General features: G+C 45.1%; 21 protein-coding genes. 16 read left to right on the forward strand and 5 right to left on the reverse strand.

Going from position 1 to position 20,877, the window contains the following annotated elements:
- The first annotated feature begins 66 nt into the window (after nucleotides 1–66).
- The 6 genes from KJB35_RS13035 to KJB35_RS13060 are packed head-to-tail and all read left to right on the forward strand — an operon-like array spanning nucleotide 67 to nucleotide 4,946.
- Nucleotides 67–834, forward strand: a complete 768-nt coding sequence (locus tag KJB35_RS13035; protein WP_005374260.1) for a DUF3450 domain-containing protein — start codon at nucleotides 67–69, stop codon at nucleotides 832–834.
- The gene (locus KJB35_RS13040) at nucleotides 835–2,202 is read left to right on the forward strand and encodes a MotA/TolQ/ExbB proton channel family protein (protein WP_182039367.1); all 1,368 of its coding nucleotides are present in this window, start codon (nucleotides 835–837) and stop codon (nucleotides 2,200–2,202) included.
- Entirely contained in the window at nucleotides 2,202–2,756 is a 555-nt protein-coding gene (locus KJB35_RS13045) for a MotA/TolQ/ExbB proton channel family protein (protein WP_285358423.1), read from the forward strand. The genes KJB35_RS13040 and KJB35_RS13045 overlap by 1 nt, the downstream gene beginning before the upstream one ends.
- Complete coding sequence (locus KJB35_RS13050; protein ID WP_005374257.1) at nucleotides 2,753–3,157, forward strand: biopolymer transporter ExbD; 405 nt, start codon at nucleotides 2,753–2,755, stop codon at nucleotides 3,155–3,157. The genes KJB35_RS13045 and KJB35_RS13050 overlap by 4 nt, the downstream gene beginning before the upstream one ends.
- Nucleotides 3,157–3,777: an energy transducer TonB gene (locus KJB35_RS13055; RefSeq protein ID WP_005374256.1), complete on the forward strand. Its 621-nt coding sequence runs from the start codon at nucleotides 3,157–3,159 to the stop codon at nucleotides 3,775–3,777. Before KJB35_RS13050 ends, KJB35_RS13055 begins: the two co-directional genes overlap by 1 nt.
- Nucleotides 3,774–4,946, forward strand: coding sequence for a hypothetical protein (locus tag KJB35_RS13060; RefSeq protein ID WP_182039368.1), 1,173 nt, complete (start codon nucleotides 3,774–3,776; stop codon nucleotides 4,944–4,946). The genes KJB35_RS13055 and KJB35_RS13060 overlap by 4 nt, the downstream gene beginning before the upstream one ends.
- A 66-nt stretch (nucleotides 4,947–5,012) precedes the next feature.
- Here the strand turns inward: KJB35_RS13060 and KJB35_RS13065 are convergent, their stop codons facing one another.
- On the reverse strand, nucleotides 5,013–5,501 hold the full coding sequence (locus KJB35_RS13065) for a hypothetical protein (protein WP_042523421.1): 489 nt from the start codon (nucleotides 5,499–5,501) through the stop codon (nucleotides 5,013–5,015).
- Nucleotides 5,502–5,880: 379 nt separating this feature from the next.
- Here KJB35_RS13065 and KJB35_RS13070 point away from each other — a divergent pair, with 379 nt between their 5' ends.
- The 10 genes from KJB35_RS13070 (at nucleotide 5,881) to KJB35_RS13115 (ending at nucleotide 13,482) form a co-directional block, all read left to right on the forward strand.
- Nucleotides 5,881–6,510 (forward strand): PepSY-associated TM helix domain-containing protein, encoded by a 630-nt coding sequence (locus KJB35_RS13070; RefSeq protein ID WP_021035904.1) that lies wholly within the window; start codon nucleotides 5,881–5,883, stop codon nucleotides 6,508–6,510.
- A gap of 20 nt (nucleotides 6,511–6,530) precedes the next feature.
- Nucleotides 6,531–7,070, forward strand: coding sequence for a DUF2271 domain-containing protein (locus KJB35_RS13075; protein ID WP_025768071.1), 540 nt, complete (start codon nucleotides 6,531–6,533; stop codon nucleotides 7,068–7,070).
- A 15-nt stretch (nucleotides 7,071–7,085) separates the two neighbouring features.
- Nucleotides 7,086–7,916 carry a DUF4198 domain-containing protein gene (locus tag KJB35_RS13080; RefSeq protein ID WP_025768070.1) on the forward strand — a complete coding sequence of 277 codons (831 nt, stop codon included), beginning with the start codon at nucleotides 7,086–7,088 and terminating at the stop codon, nucleotides 7,914–7,916.
- A 42-nt stretch (nucleotides 7,917–7,958) separates the two neighbouring features.
- A complete protein-coding gene (locus tag KJB35_RS13085) occupies nucleotides 7,959–8,279 on the forward strand; it encodes a hypothetical protein (protein ID WP_213907722.1) in 321 nt (106 codons plus the stop codon).
- Nucleotides 8,276–8,827 carry a DUF6162 family protein gene (locus tag KJB35_RS13090; RefSeq protein WP_042523417.1) on the forward strand — a complete coding sequence of 184 codons (552 nt, stop codon included), beginning with the start codon at nucleotides 8,276–8,278 and terminating at the stop codon, nucleotides 8,825–8,827. Before KJB35_RS13085 ends, KJB35_RS13090 begins: the two co-directional genes overlap by 4 nt.
- Before the next feature lie 22 nt (nucleotides 8,828–8,849).
- Nucleotides 8,850–9,776: a metal ABC transporter solute-binding protein, Zn/Mn family gene (locus KJB35_RS13095; protein ID WP_005374249.1), complete on the forward strand. Its 927-nt coding sequence runs from the start codon at nucleotides 8,850–8,852 to the stop codon at nucleotides 9,774–9,776.
- Entirely contained in the window at nucleotides 9,776–10,504 is a 729-nt protein-coding gene (locus tag KJB35_RS13100; protein WP_158173506.1) for a metal ABC transporter ATP-binding protein, read from the forward strand. The genes KJB35_RS13095 and KJB35_RS13100 overlap by 1 nt, the downstream gene beginning before the upstream one ends.
- Entirely contained in the window at nucleotides 10,504–11,379 is an 876-nt protein-coding gene (locus KJB35_RS13105) for a metal ABC transporter permease (protein ID WP_005374244.1), read from the forward strand. The genes KJB35_RS13100 and KJB35_RS13105 overlap by 1 nt, the downstream gene beginning before the upstream one ends.
- Before the next feature lie 22 nt (nucleotides 11,380–11,401).
- Nucleotides 11,402–12,271, forward strand: a complete 870-nt coding sequence (locus tag KJB35_RS13110; protein WP_213907724.1) for a metal ABC transporter solute-binding protein, Zn/Mn family — start codon at nucleotides 11,402–11,404, stop codon at nucleotides 12,269–12,271.
- A gap of 215 nt (nucleotides 12,272–12,486) precedes the next feature.
- Complete coding sequence (locus tag KJB35_RS13115; protein WP_017635534.1) at nucleotides 12,487–13,482, forward strand: porin; 996 nt, start codon at nucleotides 12,487–12,489, stop codon at nucleotides 13,480–13,482.
- Nucleotides 13,483–13,697: 215 nt separating this feature from the next.
- Here the strand turns inward: KJB35_RS13115 and KJB35_RS13120 are convergent, their stop codons facing one another.
- From KJB35_RS13120 to speA, 4 genes are all read right to left on the reverse strand, one after another.
- Nucleotides 13,698–15,863 (reverse strand): S9 family peptidase, encoded by a 2,166-nt coding sequence (locus KJB35_RS13120; RefSeq protein ID WP_170890234.1) that lies wholly within the window; start codon nucleotides 15,861–15,863, stop codon nucleotides 13,698–13,700.
- 311 nt (nucleotides 15,864–16,174) lie between these two features.
- Entirely contained in the window at nucleotides 16,175–17,380 is a 1,206-nt protein-coding gene (gene emrD, locus KJB35_RS13125; protein WP_005374234.1) for a multidrug efflux MFS transporter EmrD, read from the reverse strand.
- Between the two features lie 409 nt (nucleotides 17,381–17,789).
- Nucleotides 17,790–18,710 carry an agmatinase gene (gene speB / locus KJB35_RS13130; protein WP_206949480.1) on the reverse strand — a complete coding sequence of 307 codons (921 nt, stop codon included), beginning with the start codon at nucleotides 18,708–18,710 and terminating at the stop codon, nucleotides 17,790–17,792.
- Nucleotide 18,711: 1 nt separating this feature from the next.
- Complete coding sequence (speA, locus tag KJB35_RS13135; protein ID WP_031778854.1) at nucleotides 18,712–20,622, reverse strand: arginine decarboxylase; 1,911 nt, start codon at nucleotides 20,620–20,622, stop codon at nucleotides 18,712–18,714.
- Nucleotides 20,623–20,877: the final 255 nt, after the last annotated feature.

Consider the following 20,877-nt stretch of genomic DNA (forward strand, 5'->3'; position numbering starts at 1 on the left):
TGATTATTAAAGGGGAAGGGTAGTCTTCCCCTTTGGTCGTTTTTGGAACACAGAAATATAACTCGTATGAATCTAATGAAATCAAGTATCGCTCTGTTGATATCATCGGTTTTGATTCCCGCTCACGCGGCGAACTTAAACGATGCACAAGCTGTGCAGAGTAAAACAAACCAGTCGTCGGCGGTAAGCCAAAAACGTATTGATGCAAGCGCAGAAAAATCACTTACTCTAGAAGCCGAAATTGAGCAGCTGCAAGAGGAAGTCGGTAACTTGAAGATTTATCGCGATCATCTTGCAAGCCTTGTTGAAAGTCAAAATCAAGAAGTTGATAGCTTGAACGAGCAAATTGAGCAGATTGCTCAAACTCGTCAAGGTGTCGTGCCTTTGATGTATCACATGCTTGAGGGCTTAAAAGTGCTCGTCGCTAACGACAAGCCTATACGCAAAGCGCAACGTGAGGAGCGAATTGCAAAGCTGGATTCCATGATGACGCGTGCAGACGTTGCGGATGCAGAGAAGTTTCGTCGTATTTTAGAAGCGTACCAAATTGAAATGGATTACGGCACCAAGCTTGGCGTTTACCAAGGCAAGATTAACCTGGGTGACAATGAAGCTGTGGAGGCGGACATTCTCTATTTAGGGCGTTTGTCTTTGGTAGCGCGTAGCTTATCTGGTGACACATTTTGGAGCTGGTCACAGCAACAACAAGCATGGCAACAAGTGGGTTCTGAGCAAAAATCAGAGCTAGACAAAGCGTTCGCTATGGCGAATAAACAGATCGCGCCGAGCATGTTAACTCTACCAGTGTCGTTAACCGCTGCGGAGGGCAAATAAATGATGAAAAAATGGTTATCGGTTGCATTAATCTCGACAGCCGCATTAATGCCTCATACAACTGTTGCTAGTGATGCGTTGTTACAAAAGGCGCAGCAAGAAAATCGTCAACAGCAATCGCACAATGTCGCGCGTGAATCAGGTTTTAAGCAAACAGAGCAAGAGCTACAGGCTATAAAGAATAAATTGGTGGCAGAGCGGGCTGCTCTTCAAGCAGAAGCGGACTCATTAAGTGTTACCTTCGGTGAAAATGAAGCAGAACTGGCACAGCTAGAAGAAAAGTTGCGTCTAGAAACCGGGAGCCTAGGTGAGTTATTTGGCGTCGTTCGCCAGAACGCAAAAGAGCTAGAGTCTGAGCTAAAAAGCTCAGTAACCGGTGTTGATGCAAACTCATATCAGAAAGATATCGATGCTATTGTTGCGGCTAAATCACTGCCAACGTTGACCCAACTTCAGGCGATGTGGCGCAGCATGGAAGAACAAATCAAAGCAAGCGGTGAAATGGCAAACGTCTCTTTCACACTGCTAAATGGCGAAGGTCGTGAACAAACGGTTAATGGTGTTCGTCTTGGTTCTATGGCGCTGCTGGATAAGACTGGCTACGTTAAGTGGAATGGTCAACGCGGAGACGCGGTAAACTATCTTCGTCAGCCTGAGAACGGTCCAACAGCGAATACTATTTCCTCTGGTGACATTGATGCACTTGTCATTGATCCGTCACGTGGCATTCTTCTTGAACAGCTTGCAAACTCACCGACTTTGGCTGATCGCCTAAATGCGGGTGGCGTTGTCGGTAAAATCATCCTTGGTTTATTGGCTATCGGCCTATTGATTGCGCTCGTACGTGGTGCATCACTGATGATTTCGCGCCAGAAAATCATGAAGCAACTGAAAACCCCAGCGCAGCCAGGAGACAACCCTTTGGGTCGCGTGCTAGCGGTATACCAGAAAGACAAGCATCGCAGCGTAGAAGCGTTAGAACTACGTCTTTTGGAAGCCGTTGTTGATGAGCAAACCCACCTAGAAAAAGGGTTGTCGATGCTTAAGCTTCTTGCTGCTCTAGCTCCTATGCTTGGCCTACTAGGCACGGTAACGGGTATGATCGAAACCTTCCAAGTCATCACTCAATTTGGTAATGGTGATCCGAAAGTAATGGCGGGTGGCATTTCGATGGCACTTGTGACTACCGTACTTGGCCTTGTTTCAGCCATGCCTTTGCTATTAGCGCACAACGTATTGAGCTCTCAAGCAGAAAATATTCGCAGTATCTTAGAAAAACAAGGCATCGGTTTAGTTGCAGAACAAGCTGAGCGTGATATGCCGAATAACAAAAGTCACTCTAACACCTTAGCGGAGAACGCAGCGTAATGGAGCAGATCCTACTCAGCACATTGGGTTTGATCAGTGAGGATTGGGCCACAACCTTGATGAGCTTTATGCAGCAAGGTGGTCAAATCCTATGGTGGCTGGCCGCCGTCGTGGCGGTGTGCTGGCTGTTGGTTATGGAGCGAGTTATTTATCTCACAACGGTTTTCCCTGGGGTAAAAAAACAGCTTTGTGAGCAGTGGCACGCAAGATCAGAGCACCACTCTTGGTACGCGCATCAAATCCGTGAAGGATGGATTGCAAAAGCGCAAATCGAACTACGCCAAAACCTATCGACTATTAAGCTACTTGTGGCGGTTTGCCCAATGCTAGGGTTGTTAGGGACGGTGACAGGCATGATTACGGTGTTTGACGTAATGGCATCGCAAGGCAGCAGCAATCCGAAATTGCTGGCTTCTGGTATCTCACTTGCTACGCTGCCAACCATGGCAGGTATGGTAGCAGCGCTTGCGGGCATGTTTATTCATGCTCGCCTTAGCAAAGTGTGTGAACGAAAAGCTATCCAGTTAGAACAATCTTTAAGGAGTCAAAAGTGAGACTCGGACGCAGACCTAACCAACAAGATGAAGCTCAAGTCGATTTAACCTCGATGCTTGATATCGTCTTCATCATGTTGATCTTCTTCATTGTGACCAGTTCGTTTGTACGTGAATCCGGTGTAGAAGTGAATCGCCCTCAGGCTTCTAATGTAGTAAGCCAAAAAGACGCGGGCATTTTTATCGCAGTAACGGCAGCGAATGATGTGTACATCGACAAACGAGTGGTTGATATTGAGCGTGTTGAGGCCTCTATTGAGCACCTGTTACTTGATCAGCCTGATGCTTCGTTAGTTATCCAAGCTGACGAGCATGCTTACAATGGCACTGTCGTGAAAGTGATGGACGCTGCAAAGGCGGCAGGTGTGAAGAACATTGCATTGGCGGCGGAGAAACCTTAATGGGCAGGCTGTTACTTGCACTACCAGCATCACTGTTAATTTCTGTGAGCTTGTTTAGCTTTATGGCGTGGATGGTTGATAAAGGCAACCAGCGTGCGCCAGAAGCTTCAGAAGCCGTTCGTTTTGATATGGTGATGGTAGAGAATGAAGCAGACGTGCAGCGTCGTCAACGTTCAGTGCCGGAGCAACCAGAACCACCTCAAGCGCCGGAGCCAATGGATCTGTCTCAAGCTGACACTCAAATGGAACCAATGAGTCAGATGACGCCAGTCAGTGCTTTAGGTTTAAACACTGCCCTTGAAGGCATCGCGATTAGTGCACCAAACTTGAAGGGAACAATGGGCAACCAGCAAGCACTGCCGTTGTATCGTGTTGATCCTCGCTATCCAAGTAAGGCGCTGAAACGTAGAGTGGAAGGTTATGTCATTATGCGTTTCACGATCGATGCAACTGGACGACCAAAAGATATTGAAGTGATCGAGGCTGAGCCCGAGCGCATGTTTGAAAGGGAAGCAATCCGTGCGCTTAAAAAATGGAAGTATCAGCCAAAAGTTGAGGATGGTGTGTCAATTGAGCAGTTCGGACAAACCGCTAAAGTGGAGTTCAAGTTAGCCAAATGATGAAAAAATTCTTAATCGGTACGGTATTAAGCCTGAGTGCACTCTCAACCATTGCCAGTGAGTTAAGCCAATACACCGCAGCGAGAGTTCAACGAGCACATAATTTGGCTCAAGAAGAGAAACTGAAAGAAGCGATTTCATCTCTTGAAGCTATGGAGCTTTCTCGTGGATATGACCAAGCTTATGTCGCTCGAATGTTGGGTATTTTTTACTGGCAGAATGAGCAAACTCAAGCGGCGATTAAGCAACTTGAGTTGGCAGTCAATAGTGGTTTGCTACAAGATGAGCAAGCATGGCAAACCCGAAAAATGTTGGCTGATATACTGCTGAACGAGCAACGTTTTTCTAAGGCTTTACCTCATTACTATGCCTTGAGCAAAAACATTCCTAAAGGTCAAAAAGCGCATGAGCTATGGCTGCGTATTTCCCAATCTCATTATCAACTGAGTCAGTGGCAAAAAGTGCTTTCAGCAATGGCTCGTTATGAGAAATTTGGTCAGCCAGACAAGCTTGGCGCATTGTCGATAAAGCTTTCTGCTGAGCTAGAACTGAAAAAGTGGAAGCCGGCAATCTCGACCATCAAACGCTTAATCGTGATTGAACCTGAGCGAATTGAATGGTGGCGTCAGCTTGTTGCTCTATACCTACGGGTTGATGACAACAAACGTGCCCTAGACTCTTTGGCGTTGGCAAAACTGAAAGCGTTACAACTTAGCCAAGATGACTTAAAGCTGCTGGCACAATTGTACGCGAAACGAGGTATTCCTGAGAGAGCTGCGTTGGTGATGAACGAGCTAGAGGATGTAAACTCGAATAGTAAGCTAAAAGCTCAGCAAGCAACGTATTGGCAAATGGCAAAAGAGTGGGAAGAGTCTATTGATAGCTGGCGTATTGCAGCTCAGCTAGATAGGCAGTATTACTGGAACTATTCTCAACTGTTGGTGCAAGAAGGCCATTATAAAGATGCCATTGCCGCGCTCGATAAGGTCAGAGGTCGTAAAGCGGATGTTGCACTTATCAAAACTCGCGCTTACTACAAACTTAAGCGGTTTGACGATGCGCTCGCTAATGCCAAAAGAGCGAATGAGATTAAGCCATCGAATCAGGCAAAGAGTTGGGTTAAGTATCTATCACAGCTACGCAAAGTAGAATCGACGCAGAACTCATAGCGAACATTTTTATTAAATACCCGAGCTCAGTCTCGGGTATTTTTTGTCTAAAGTCATAAAGGCTATTTATTGTATGAGCTTTTCATAAAAAGCTAATGCATCAAATGGTCGGGAGAAAAAAGGGCTTTTCTCTATATATTCTTGATGTACCTTGCTCAGTGTTTCAAACTTTTCTCTCGATGTAGGTTCGATATGAAAAGTTAGGCTTTCAGTCGATTCTACAAGCTTTAATGTTGAGGTTCTTGAAGCGTTATTTTTTGCTATTAATAGATAATATGCTAGCTCTTGCTTCTCTTTTAATACACAAGCCTCAAAAGCTTTCTCGCTTAAAAACGGCAGAACAGGAGTTAATGCTTCTATATGCTTCTTTGAATACTCTAGGGTTTGTTTGTCAGGTGTATTCTGGTCTGCCATAGATTCGCACAGCTTTATCTTAGCACCATAATTATCGATAGATTGGCTTACGTTGTTAAACAAACTGGCTTCAAACTTTTCACTTGCGAAAGTGACACTTGAGAAAAGTGATAAGAGAATTATTCCAACATTCTTGTTCATATTTTTCCTTCTGAACTACACCATAACGTTTGGCTAGCATCAGAAAATCTTCTCTATCTAACCCTACACTAACTTCTTAGCTTACCTTTTTTATCTAGTTTATGGATAGCTTTTAAGCTTTTCATTAAATATACATAAAGGCGCATTTTGGTGGAGTCTATCCCACTTTTTAGTATTGGAAATATCATTAAATTTTGAGTCATTAAAATTGATAGGGTTATTATCTAGAGGGTAGGCAATCGGTAACTCGCATTGGGCCAAATAGCTAAAACATGTGCAAGCCAAGCTGAATTGAAAAAGTAAACAATGTAAATTAAATGCCAATACGAATGATTATCACCTAAATTATGCCCCACATTTATTGGTGATGATTGTTTCTATGTTGCTTAAAAGCAAAGGTGTTCAAACTTGGGCTCGCCGCCTACATATCTATATTTCGATGGCTCTTCTCTTAGTTACGCTGTTTTTTGCAGTAACTGGTATTACCCTCAATCGCCCCGAATTGTTTGAACGCAGTGAACCTATCATTCAACAACATACTCTGACGGTTCCGCACTCAGTTCTATTCTCACATTCAGATACCTTTCAACCTAATCGTGAAGAACTGGTAGCTTTCTTGACTAAAGAAACCGAGCTTCGCGGCACTCCCTCCGCACTAGATGTGTATACCGAAGTTGAGCAAGGTGAGTTGTTACTCGGAGAGCTTTCTATGGATTTTAAAGGCCCGGGTTATAACGCTACGGTCTTTATTGATATGACTACTGGTGCAGCAGACGTCGAAACGACGCACTACGGTATTGTTGCGCTGCTGAACGATCTACATAAAGGACGCAACAGTGGTGGGATTTGGAAGTGGTTTATCGACGTCACTGCGCTTTTGATGGTGTTTTTTGTTCTTACAGGCGTGTGCTTGTTACTGCCTAAGAAGAAGACGCTCAGAACGTCAATGCAATGGATGAGCTTTGGTACGTTACTGTCGCTCGTAATTTATTTTGTTGCTGTTCCATAACAGCTTTTTAGAGAACACTTATGTTGAACACAGGAAGATTTTTCCGCCGTAATCACTTTTGTAAAGCCGCTTTGATCGCGGCTTTTACTCCTTTCTCTCTTTCCGCGGCGCCTCTACCAGATAACGCGAAGGTCGACTTCGAACTCGAACTTCCAAAGATAGATACCTCAATGTATGCACGCCCTTATGTGGCGGTTTGGGTTGAAAACGATCAGCGTAAACCGGTTAAAACCATTCAGTTATGGGTAGGGAAAGACGAATGGTTAAAAGATCTACGCAGCTGGTGGAGAAAAACGGGTCGTTATGATCGTGAACTTGTTGATGCAGTGACTTCTGCAACACGTCCTGCTGGTCAATACCGCTTTGTCTGGGATGGAACCAATGACTCAGGGGAGCGTTTGGAACAAGGAAATTACACGTTGTACGTCGAAGTCGTTCGTGAACACGGTGGGCGAAACTACTTACGTCAAAAAATAACGCTAGCGGACAGTGACGTACGCTATGAGCTTAAACCAACACAAGAGACGGGTGTCATCACCGTCAATTATCAAGTTAAGTGATTAAAGGACACAACAATGAAAACCAAAATGAAAGCAGTGGCATTGGCGAGTGTAATGGCAATGGGATTGGCTGTAACCACCACCGCACAAGCACATCCACGTTGGGTTCTGCCCTCTCACTTTACGGTTTCTAAAGAAGGCGGTGACTGGCTGACATTTGATGTTACTGCCTCTCACGGAACGTTTGTTTTTGATAAGCCTGCGGGTAGTGACCAGGCATTTGTGGTGATGCCGGATGGCCGCTCTGAGCGTCCTAACTTTGTTGTTCGTGGCAAGCGTCGCTCTATGTTTGATTTCTTTTTTACAGAAGAAGGCACGCACAAAGTTGCGATTAATAATCAGCCGAGCTACTACACACAATACAAAGCGGGCCGTCGTGATACGGTGAAATGGGCGCGAGCAAGCAAAGCTGAGCGTGGTGATGTGCTTCCCGAGCAAGCGCGTGATGTGGTTACTCAACTAAGTTACACCCGAGCAGAAAGCTACATTACGGTTGGTATGCCAACGGACAAAGCGTTGGAGATTGAAGGCAAAATGCTGGAGATGAAACCGATCACGCATCCATCGGACATCATTGAAGGTGAGCCTGTGACTTTCCAGTTTTTCTTTAACGGAGAGCCACAAGAGGGCGTTACTGCTGAGATTACACGTGAAGGTACTATGTACCGAAACCATCAAGAACAAATCGATGTGGTGAGCGATAAAGATGGCAAAGTGATCTTCACGCCAGAAGTCGCCGGGCGCTACTTAATGAAAGCGAACTACAAAGGTGAATTGAAAGATAATCCATTGGCGGATAAAGCGAGTGCCAATGTTCACCTTACGTTTGAAACTCAACTTAACTAATCGAATTAGGCTCAGCAATTGCTGGGCCATTTTGGAATTATCATGAATAACACTTCTCTTCTAAAAGCGGTTTTGCTTTTTTCTGGATTTTCGTCCTTTCACGCTGCTGCACATTTTCCTCTGATGAGCTGTCACTTGGCGCAAGATAAAGTGATTTGTGAAGCGGGCTACTCGGATGGATCGACAGCGGTCGACTACGATGTCGAAATGTACGATTACGACGACAATCTGATCGCCAAAGAAAAAACAGATAAGCGTTCCATCGCAGAATTTACTCACCCTGAAACAGATTTCTATTTGGTATTTGATGCCGGACATGAAAGCCCGGTGGAAGTGGATATCGTTGAGCTGAAAGAGAAATGAGCGTTCAGAAAGTTCGCCCTGATGATGGTAACCGAGAAGGAAAGTGGGTCGCACTGACAATCGCAGCGATTCTCAGTTCAGCAGCCATACTTATGCCCTACCATCAGGTCGCGACTGAAAAGCCAGACATGCAGTCTCATCAAGTGTTAATCACGGATTTACATCAAAATGAGTTGGGGTTGATCGCTGAACTTAAGCTCGCTCATGAAGAGATTCGTGATTTGCAGTTAGATACCGGAACTTGGCCTGAGATCTCTGATATGGAGGCGCTTTGGATTGCTCCATTCGTGAAAGACCAAAACTGGAAGCGTAAAGGTTCTCATCAGTGGCAACGAATTGATGACGGTGTCTACATTGGCGTGAAGACCAGTGCCCAAGGCTCTGCTTCCATGCTGTTGGATAGCCGCAGTTCTCAAGCTGATATTTGGTTTAATGATTCTAGCCGTTCGTTAAATGTGGAGGGACTAAGCGATCTAGCTAAACGCCACGATTTCGGGTGGAAACAAATCGTTCTGTCAGACTCTTCCTCTCATTCTCACGCCCATTAAGACAACATAATTGATAAGTACTATGATCAAACGCTCTCTTTTACGTCGTATTCTTACAGCCACCGCGTTATTGACGGTGTCTTCTACTGGCTTTGCTGCCGATAAACTCAGTATTGGTATTACGCTTCAACCTTATTACAGCTATGTTAAAGCCGTTGTTGGTGAGAAGGCGGACATCGTTCCTTTGGTTGATGCTGGTTTTAATCCTCACAACTATTTGCCACAACCTAATGATCTTAAGCGCTTAAATGAAATGGACGTAATAGTGATCAATGGTATTGGTCATGACGATTTTGCACTGAAAGTGATCAAGGCTTCTCAGCGTGATGATCTCGTGGTTATAGAAGCGAACAAAGAAGTGCCTTTATTGCCCGCTATGGGGCAGTCTGTTGGTCAAGGAGCAGTGAACCCTCACACCTTTGTCGGTCTATCAACAACCATTCAAAAGGTTTACACCATCGCGAGTGAGCTAAGCCAATTGGACCCAGACAATGCTACGTTCTATCGCCAAAATGCTCGTAAATATGCGAAAACATTTCGCCTGATGAAGCGTGATGCAATGTTGTCTCTTGGTGAGTTGGACACGGCTGGTATGAAGGTGGCGACAACCCACAATGCTTACGGATATATCCTTCAGGAGTTTGGTGTTGACGTTGCCGCTGTCATTGAGCCTGCTCATGGTGTAGAACCAAGTGCAAGTCAGCTACAGGAAACGATAGAGAAAATTCGTGAATCGGGCATTGATGTTCTGTTTTATGAGCTCAATATGCCGAATCGCTTTGTTGATACCATCGAAGAGGCGACCGGGGTGCAGCTTTATCGCTTTTCTCACATGACTCACGGTGAGTATGAGGCTGATAAAGTCGAGGTTGAGATGCGAGATAATGTGGAAACACTAATCGAAGCCATGAAATTTGTGGCGAGTAAGCGAGCAGGGGAAAAGGCGTGATGACTGGACCTTCCGTTTCCTTAAGTAACGTGGGCCTAAAATACGCCGACAATATCATTTTGCAGAACATCAGCGCCGAATTCGAGAACGCGAAATGTCACGTGATTATGGGACCGAACGGCGGTGGTAAAACCTCTTTGCTTCGTTCGGTACTTGGACTCACGCCATTTTCGGGAAACATAGCGCTCAATTGGCCAGAACCATCAGCTGCATCGGGGAAGATAGGGTATGTGCCACAAAAAGCGATGTTTGAAGCAAGCCTCCCGTTAACCGTGATGGATTTTGTACTGCTTAACCAAACTCGTATCCCTCTATTTTGGCGACGTAAAACGAAACAAACTCAACATGCCCTGGCCCAGCTGGATCGCGTGGGTATGGCAACGCGTAGCGACCGTCGTATGGGGCAACTCTCTGGCGGTGAGCAACAGCGTGTTTTGTTTGCGCAAGCTTTACTGGATGAGCCCAATTTATTGGTTTTAGACGAACCTACAACTGGCATGGATGAGCAAGGTGTTCGATATCTTGAAGGTTTGATTCATGAAGTTGTTGGAGAAGGCAAAACGGTGGTGGCAGTACATCATGACGTGACCGCCGTGCGCCGTTTAGATGCGCAGGTCCATGTCGTAAATCGTCAAATTGTGGCGTCAGGTCACCATTCAGATGTGCTAAGCCCTGATCGTATAGAAACATTATTCAAGCACTACACAGCAAAAGAGGAGGCTGCATAATGGATTGGTTGCGAGAGTTAGCGGTTAGCGGCGTTGAAGCTGGATGGTTAAGCGATAGCTTTTCTTATGCCTTCATGGTAAACGCAATTGTGGCAGCGCTGATATTAGGACCATTACTTGGTGGTCTTGGTACATTAGTCATCGCCAAGCGACTGGCTTTTTTCTCTGAAGCGGTTGGGCATGCTGCGCTTACCGGAATCGCGATTGGTGTGTTGCTCGGTGAGCCGCCAGAGAATCCGATCATCGGATTGTTTAGCTTTTGTATGATTTTTGCGCTGTTGCTTCACTTTGTTCGTAATCGTACGAATGTACCTTACGACACACTGGTTGGGGTTTTTCTTGCATTAGCGTTAGCGGTTGGTGCTGCGCTGTTAATGTACGTTGCTCGTAAGATCAACATTCACATGTTGGAGAACGTGTTGTTTGGCTCGATCTTGACTGTGACGGACAACGATATCCTTATTTTAGCGATCAGTTGTTTGATCATATTACTGCTTCTTATTCCAACGTTTAACCGCATTTTGCTAACTTGTATCAGCCCGGATATTGCACGTGTACGCGGCTTTAATACCAGCTTTTATGATTACTTATTTGTCATGATGATCACCTTGGTCACCATCGCCGCGGTAAAGATTATTGGCGCGGTATTGGTTGGTGCATTGCTACTGATTCCTGGTGCAACGGCTAGGTTATTGACTAAACGCATGGGCAGTTTTGTTCTCCTTTCTTCTTTATTGGCAACCATTGCGTGTTTAATAGGAACCATACTGCCGATGGAGCTTGAGCTACCAGTGCCATCAGGCGCATCCATCATCATTGTTTCTGCGGCATTTTTCCTAACAGCAACGGTTTACCGAATTATCCAAAAAGCGTAACCCTTTTTATAAAGTAATGAACATGAAGATAAAAAAATTAGCGATAACTTTTGGTTTGGTTATAGCGACAACACTTCCATCGTTGGCAAGCGGCAAAGACATTTTAACCAGCACTCCCGTCACGTACATGTTGTCTGAGCAACTCATGAAAGGTACAGGGATAGAGACTCAGTATCTGCCTCCAAAGCGTTACGGCGTTGAGCGTCTTGAGAACTGGTTCGCAAATAAAGGTACAGAGCAAGTTAAGCAAGCGGGTCAAGCCGCGACGGTTGCTATTACTCTTGGTGCGATTTGGAAACAAGACCCGACTTATGTTTACGCTCGACAGGGCAACATTCACTTGATTGAAATCGATGCATCGCAGGCCATTTCTCCTAGAGCTCAAGGAGTTGCAGTACTGACATTGGAAAACGGGTCAACATCGAAGTACGCATGGCTGAACCCTACAAACTTAATCCGAATGGCGGGTATTGTTGGAGAGGATCTACAACGTGTATATCCTGAACACCAAAAGACGATTCAAACGAATCAACAGGCTCTTATGCTCAATGTGCGTGAACTGATCAACCAACAACAGGCAGAGATCTTCGATAAAGGCATCGATTCAGTGGTACTGATGAGTGAGTCACTAGAGGACTTTGCCTCTGGCAACCAATTGTTTGTGGTTGGGCGCGAATTTAAGCCGGAACTCGAGTGGACAGAAGAAGACAAATTATCTTTAAAAGCTCAGTTTGAACAAGATAAAACGCTATGGTTGGTGACGGATAAACGACCGTCGAAAACCTTGACATCGCTTATTAAACCGAGCCGCATACTGCAAATTGATGTTATTGACCGCTGGGGCAGTAAGGGTATCAAAACTGAGAAGCCACTCGCACGTTGGGAGATGTGACACGTAAAAAGCCACAGATTTTATGATGGGGAATGAAAAGTTCCCTATTTTTTTGTGATCCATTTCAAAATGTGAGCATTAATACCACTGGTTGCATAAGAAAGTGTTTGTTTCATTTCTATTTCATTATTACTTTGTTATGTGTTCGTTGCGATTGATTCGGATTTAATCTGTTTCTAAGCGAACCGGTACAAACAACTATACGGATGTTAACAATGAAAATGAAAACTCTAGCCGTTGCAGTGGCGGCACTAGCATGTGGTTCACAGGCCTTCGCAGCAGAAGTTTACAACAGCGATGGTACATCTTTATCGATCGGCGGTCACGTTTCAGTTGGCGTGGGTGAGTATTTCGAAGAAGATGTAAAAGTTCACCAAGTGTCTCCGCGTATTAACGTTGCGGGTAAGAAAGACATTGGCAACGGTATTACTATCGACGCTAAAGGTGAATGGGCGCTTAACTACCTAAATGGTGGTGAACAGTCATTCAAAACTCGTCTAGGTTACATCGGTGCTACTCATGAGCAGTTTGGCCGTTTAGTAGCAGGTACTCAATGGTCACCTTACTACGATGTCGCTGGCGTTGCGGATCTACCAATCGCGTTTGCGAACGACTTTTTGTACGACAACCACGGCAACCTAGGCTCAGCTCGTGCTGATAAAATGCTTAGCTACCGTAAAGGTTTTGAATTTGGTGAAGGTTTTGCTTTCAACCTAGGTCTAGGTTGGCAAGGTGAGCAAACTTCAGATGCAACAACATACGAGCAACGTGGTCAAGTTGCATTGAGCGGTTCTGTAGCTGGCTTTGGTCTAGGCTACGTATACAGCGGTGGTGATGTTAAAAACGCGACTCTAGGTACTAAGAACGCTGAATCACACCTATTCTCTGTAAACTACGGTCAGTACGGTTCAGGTCTATACGCAGCAGTAGTATACGGTATGAACGAGTACTTTTACCAAATGCGTAAAGACACTTCTCAACTTGAAGCTCTTTTGGCATACGGCGTAAACGATTGGACATTCAGCGTTAACTACGAAGGCGTAGAAGACGAAGAAGACAATAAGACAGTTTCAAGCGAAACTGCGCTACAAGCAGAGTACGCTGTAACTCCTGCTTTCGTAACGTTTGCAGCTTACCAGTTTGATCTAGGTAACGACTACAACAATGAAGAGAACGACTACTGGACTCTAGGTGCTCGTTACTACTTCTAATAAATAGGCCAGTTTCTACTGCCTAAACACATTTATTGTGTTAACGCCTACTCGTTGTGAGTAGGCGTTTTTCTTTCTGCTATCCTTTGGCTATAAGAGACGCTAGTCATTCTGTGCTTAGGTAACCCCACTCTTTGTTTAGAGAGTGCGTCTATAAAAATGCCCGCAAGTTGCGGGCATTTTTTGTTGTTAGAGATACAGTTCTATTAATACGCTTATTTTTTATCGAGTAAATCGAGGAAGAAGGCATACTCTAGCGCATCTTCTTTTAAGCGCTTAAATCGACCAGATGCGCCGCCGTGTCCGGCTTCCATATCGGTTTTGAACAACAAGACGTTATCGTCTGTCTTCATTTCACGAAGTTTGGCGACCCACTTCATTGGTTCAAAGTACTGTACTTGAGAGTCGTGCAAGCCAGTCGTTACCAACATGTTCGGGTAGTTTTGCGCCTTGATGTTGTCGTAAGGCGAGTAACTCAACATATAGTCATAGTATGTTTTGTTATTTGGGTTACCCCATTCATCATACTCATTGGTGGTCAATGGAATTGATTCATCGAGCATAGTGGTTACCACGTCCACAAACGGAACATGTGCACCGATACCGCGGTACAGTTCTGGTGCTTGGTTGATGATAGCCCCCATTAAGAGACCTCCTGCAGAGCCACCAACAGCGAAGACTTTATCTTTCGCGCCGTAGCCTTGTTCAACCAAACCTTTAGTCACATCAATAAAGTCGTTGAATGTGTTTTGCTTGGTTAGTTTTTTACCGTCTTCATACCAAGGGCGGCCAAGCATTTCAGATCCACGAATATGAGCAATGGCGTAAACAAAGCCGCGATCCAATAGACTCAAACGTGTCGAGCGGAAAGTTGGCTCAATGGTTGCGCCATAAGACCCATAACCATATTGGTAGAGTGGATTCGTACCATCTTTCTTAAATAAGTCTTTACGATACACCAAAGAAACGGGTACTTCTTTACCGTCACGGGCTGTGATCATAATGCGTTCTGATTGGTAATTGTCAGGATTAAAATCACCAAGTACAGGTGTTTGCTTCATGATTTCTGACTCGCCCGTTTTTAGATCGAAATCGTAGTAGGTTCCTGGAGTGGTTAAACTGCTGTAATAAATACGAACTTTCTCGTTATCCAGCTCTAGGTTACCTGTCAAATAGGCAGCAAACGCATCGTCATTAAATGTGAGGGGGAGTTCTTTTCCTGTTGAAAGCTGACGTACAGTGACGCTTGCTAGGCCGTTAGAGCGCTGTTCATAGACGATGTGATCATCGAATAACTCGAAGTCGACAAGTTGAGTGTTGTCGTCTGCGGCAATCACATCTTGCCATTTAGAGCGGTCATGCATGTCATTTTGATGAACTTTCATCAAACGGAAGTTGACGGCTTGATAGTTAGTATAAATGTAGTACCAATCGCCTAGCTTAGAAATACTGTATTCAATGCCATCTTCACGAGGATAGAACGGTTTCGCCTTTGCTTTAGGGTTGTTCGCATCAATGATAGAGACCCCACTGGTTTCTGTACTCGAATGCCAGATATAAATATCTTCGCCATCTTTGCTTTTGCTTAGTGAGGTGTAATAGGCGCTGTCGGTTTCCTCAAAAATAAGCTCATCGCTGCTTTGTGGTGTGCCCAATACATGACGATAAACTTGGTAGCCCAATAAGGTCTGTGGATCTTTTTTGATGTAGTAAAAGGCGTTGTTATCGTTCTGCCATGCGACAGCGCTTGAGGCCCCTTCGATTTCATCTTGTAGGTAATTGCCTGTTGTCAGGTCTTTGATCTTAAGGGTGTACACGCGGCGGCTTAATGTGTCTTCGCCATACGCCAATAAGTTTTCATTCGGACTAACGTATAGGCCGCCGATACTGAAAAATTCATGTTCTTTTGCTAGTTCATTGACATCTAAAATGATTTGTTTGTCTTTGCCTGCAAAGTCTTTAGCTCGCAAATGGACTTCGTACTCGTTATCTCCGGTCACTTCACTGGAGTAGAAATAGTTGCCTTTACGAACCGGTACTGAGTTGTCGTCTTTTGCGATGCGCCCTTTAATTTCTTCAAATAGCGTATCTTGAAGTGTTTCAGTGTGCTTTAGAACGGTTTCTGCGTACTGATTTTCTTTCTCTAGGTGCTGTAAAATTTCAGGGTCTTTACGTTCGTCGTCACGCATCCAGTAGTAGTTATCAACGCGGGTATCGCCATGAATAGTCATCGAGTGAGGGACTTTTTTCGCAACCGGAGCTTGAGTTTGTTGAGCAACGATCTGTGTTTGGGAGTATTGAGTCATGCTGGGGATTCCTTGATTGCTGCATCCGGCGACAAGCGCGACCGAGACGGCCAACGTAGTTAAAGTGAAACGCATCTGATTTTATCCTTATTGTACACCCAAGTGGCCTCATCCTGAGGGCTGGGCTTTCATTTTGTTAGTGGTTTTCAGTTGTCCATTCTTTGTTATGGGGTATGCCGAAAAAGTGAGAATCCTCAATATTTTCGAGTTGGCTACTCAATTTTAAGGGAGCTGAAAACACATTGTGTAAGCAGCTGTTATTTTTAACAAATATCAATTCGAAAGTTAAATCATTCTCATCGGGAAATCGATATAGTGTGATATGAAAAAAGGGACACACTTGTTGAGTGTGTCCCTTTTGGATTTTGAAAGTCAGCTGATAATGATCAGATAACTTGCGGTACTTCGTTTGAGTGATTGTGTGCTCGATTCACCCACATTAACCCAAGCATTGCAATTACCGACATTGCCATCATCAAAATGCCCAAAGGCATCTGGTTATGCGCTGGAAATAGTGACGCGAGCAAAGTTGCTACACCTGCCCCCAAGTTTTGCATGCCACCCAATGTCGCGCCTGCTGTTCCTGCATGGTATGGGAATGGCGCAATCGCTCCAGTTGTTGCTGCTGGGAAGAGAATACCTGCACCCAAAAAGTACACGGTTGCGCCTCCAACCAGCGTTAATGCTGTGGTTAAACCAAACAAGCCTGGGATGAGCACAATAGCAGAGCCCACAAAAATAGAGACCAAGCCTACATTTAGAGCACGACGCTCAGAGCGACGTCTTGCTATATAGCTAGATAAGCCTGCGCCCACCAAGTAACCTGGGATCGGCAATATAAACAGCAAACTTACCGTTGTTGCTGGTAATTCTAATACCCCACCTAACAACACCCCAGCCGCCGCTTCGAATACACCCACACCAGCGAATGTTGCAACCAGGCAAATCAAAAAGCCTTGAAAGCGGCGGTCAGACAAAACGTGTTTGTAGCTTTTGGCTACTGGTTCGAATTTGCGTTTCTCTTTTGGTAGCGTCTCCATCATGCTTGTCATCATGGTGATCACAACCGCGATAGCAAATAGCGCTAAGAACAAGTAGCTTGACCGCCATCCGAAAGCTTCTGTTAGGTAGCCGCCTAATACTGGTGCCATTAATGGTGAGAAAATCACACACATGCTAATTAAGCTGTTTGCTCTGTGTAGATCAGAGCCTTCAAAGCAATCGCGAGTCAGAGTGCGTGACATCGCACCGCCGCAACCAATACCTAAGCCTTGGATAAAGCTACCAATCAAGAACCATTCAAATTGATGTGCAAATAATGCTACCAGTGTACCCGCGATGTAGATAAGCAGCCCGACGATGATGATCGGTTTGCGTCCCAAGCGGTCCGATAGTGTGCCATACGCAAATTGCGACAAGCCATATGGGATTAGGTAACAAGCCATCACAGCTTGAAGTGATGACGCAGATACCAAAAACTCGCCCGCCATATGACCGATTGAAGGCACGTACATTGTCTGGGTCATTTGACCCACGGCAGTCAATATAGCGATTAAAAAGGTAAGTTTCGCTAATGGAAACGAAGCAGACATTTGCGTATCTCTCCAAAAAGTTTAAGACGTAAAAAACCTTAGCGCTCTTTTACAGAGTGCCAACTGACTTCTTGTGTTGCGGGGATATTTGCGCGAGATAATAGTGCTTGCTTGTATAATTAGCAATCGGAAAGTGTGAAGTTGAGCAAGATAAAAATCTATGATTTAAATTAGAAAAACTAATCCGATTTTGTTTTCAAAAAGCGGTGCATTTCTTTGTCTAATTACGTTAAATCTTTTACTTTTCGTGAATAGAATGAGCCTTATAGGTAACTGGTTTTAATGGTTAAAGTGCAAAAATAAAGCGTCTGCTCGGTTGATCTGAGTTCAAGATGAAACGAGTGAATAAAAGGTAGAGGAAGGCATCAGAAAGAAAAGGGAGCCGAAGCTCCCTTAGAAATGATTATGTCTATTCGCGCTCAGATGCGTATGCGTAAAGCATTTCTAGTGCGATGGTTGCTCCCGCTAGTGCGGTAACATCACTGTGGTCGTATGGAGGCGATACTTCGACAACATCCATACCCACGATATTCATGCCGGCTAAACCACGAATAATTTTCAGCGCTTTGTCTGAGTTCAAGCCACCACAAACTGGTGTACCAGTTCCCGGTGCGAAGGCCGGGTCTAAGCAGTCGATGTCAAAAGTGACATATACTGGCTTGTCTGCGACGGTGCGACGAATTTCTTCTAGGATCTCGTTCACCGACATGTCATTCGCTTGCATCGCATTAATCACATTGAAGCCGTGATCTTGCTGTTTGTACTCCGTACGAATGCCGATTTGTATTGAGTTCTTTGCTGAGATCAAACCTTCTTTCGGCGCATGGTAGAACATCGTACCGTGGTCGTATGAACTGCCATTTGCATAGGTGTCCGTATGAGCATCAAAGTGAATCAACGCCATTTGGCCATGATGCTTCGCATAGGCACGCAGGATAGGTAGCGTGATGAAGTGGTCACCGCCCAATCCCAACATGGTTTTACCACTTTTTAGAATTTCACTGGTTACCGCTTCAAGGCGGTAAGTAAAATCTTCCGCATCACCGCAATCGAACACGAGATCACCTGCGTCGATCACTTTCAGTTTATCCAATACGTTGAAGCTCCAAGGGAACTTCTTACCTTCCCATGCCAAGTTGACTGAGGCACGGCGAATTGCATCTGGACCCATACGCGCACCTGGACGACCAGATGTTGCCATGTCCAGAGGGACTCCCAACACCACAACGTCTGCGTCTGCCGATACCGGGTTACGAATGTACGGCAGACGTAAAAACGACATAGAGTTGGAGTAAAGCGAATAATCAGTTTTAGTAAACAAATCATTCATATCAGAAGTCCTCTAAATAGGTGTATCCTGCTAGACCTTGTTCTAGTTCTGCTAGGATTTGTGCTTGTTCATTGGCTTCAACTCGCTGTGAAACCAATTGTTTATAATTGTCACGAATCGCATCCACGTCGATATGAACGTAGCGCATCATGTCTTCTACACTATCACCTTCGTTGATGTAACTGATCTCAAATTGACCGTGTTCATCAACATTGACTACAGCACTGTGGGTATCACCAAATAGGTTGTGCATGTCACCAAGGATTTCTTGGTATGCGCCTACTAGGAAAAAGCCCATTAGGTACGGTTTGTCTTTGCTCCAAGCTGGTACAGGTAGCGTGCTCTCGATGCCTTGACCATCAACGTAGTGATCGATCGCGCCATCAGAGTCACATGTGATGTCCAACATCACTGCACGACGTTCTTCCGCCTCGCCAAGACCAGAAAGTGGCAGAACAGGGAACACCTGATCAATACCCCAAGCATCTGGTAGAGATTGGAAGAGAGAGAAGTTCACGAAGAACTTATCCGCAAGACGTTCGCTCAACTCGTCCAGAATCGGACGGTGGAAGCGATTCTTAGTGCTCATCTTTCGGCTTAATTCGAAGTAAATGCGCAGTGACAATTGTTCTGCCCACGCACGTTGTTCCAAGTTAAGCACACCTGTAGCAAATTGAGAGTGCACTTCTGCCAAATCACTTTGGGTATCATTGTAAATCTCAATTAACGCACGAGCGTCTGTACCATCTTGCAAGTTTTCCCAGTTTCGCCACATGTTTTGTAGCAAAAGCGGAGCGTCCTCATCAAGCTCATGTACTTCTTCCGGTAGGTACGACTCGGTACCAATTACGTTAGAAATCAATACAGCGTGGTGCGCTGTTAGCGAGCGACCCGATTCCGAAATGATCACTGGCATTGGTTGTTCGTATTGCAGACACACATCGCCCACTGTGTTCACAATATTACGTGCGTATTCTGCAAGGCCGTAGTTCATCGAATTCGATGATTGGCTGCGTGTGCCGTCATAATCCACTGCCAAGCCGCCGCCCACATCGAAGTACTCGATGTTTGCACCGAGTGCGCGTAGTTCGCAGTAGAAACGTGCAGACTCGTTCACACCATTGCGTACATCACGGATGTTTGCCATCTGTGAACCAAGGTGGAAGTGAACCAGTTGCATCGCGTCTAGGTTGCCTTCGCGTTTAAGACGTTCAATAACGCTAAGCACTTGCGATGCTGATAAACCAAACTTCGATTTTTCACCGCCACTTGCTTGCCATTTCCCTGCGCCTTGAGAGGCGAGGCGAATGCGTAAACCAAGGCGCGGTTTTACGCCCAAACTTTTCGCTTCTTCTAGTACCAGATCCAGCTCAGAAAGCTTCTCTAGTACGATGAATACCTTGTGACCCAGCTTTTCACCGATCAGTGCAAGACGCACATACTCACGGTCTTTGTAGCCATTACACACGATTACGGAGCTACCTTGTTGAGCCAATGCAAGTACCGCCAACAATTCTGGCTTGCTACCCGCTTCAAGACCAAGCTGCTTGGTTTCTAGTTGAGCTTGGCTCGCTAGAATTTCATCCACCACTTCACGTTGTTGGTTTACTTTAATTGGGTACACCAACAAGTATTTGTTTGGATATTGGTATTCTTCAATTGCTTGGTTGAATGCGTGGCAAATACCATGCACACGTTGGTGCACGATTTGCGGGAAGCGTACTAATACAGGCAGATTTAACTGCTTCGCTTCTAGCTCATTTACAATAGCGCTGAAAGGGATTTGATGTGCACGATCACTACGTGGTGATACATATACTTCGCCTTGGTCATCAATGCCGTAGAAACCTTGGCTCCAGTAGTGAACGTTGTAGTCCGCGCGGATGCGGTCTAATTTAGTTGCTTTTTCCAACTCGATTCTCACAAAAATGTACTTAACTCCTTAATTAATTAGAAGGAAAAGTACAAAAAAGCAAATCATGAGGTATTTACCTCATACCCTGACACGAACTCCGTGTGCGCGCATTAACGGATAAAAGGGCCCTTGAGTCTAATGATTAAAATCTATCATCTCGATTATGATTTGTTGTCGTCGCTACGTGTGAATATTTGTTTACCGAAGCGTCCATTCTGCTGTTATAGTTGGTCTGACCAGTAAGGATTCGGT

The sequence above is a fragment of the Vibrio sp. D431a genome, assembly GCF_030248655.1.
GTDB lineage: Bacteria > Pseudomonadota > Gammaproteobacteria > Enterobacterales > Vibrionaceae > Vibrio > Vibrio alginolyticus.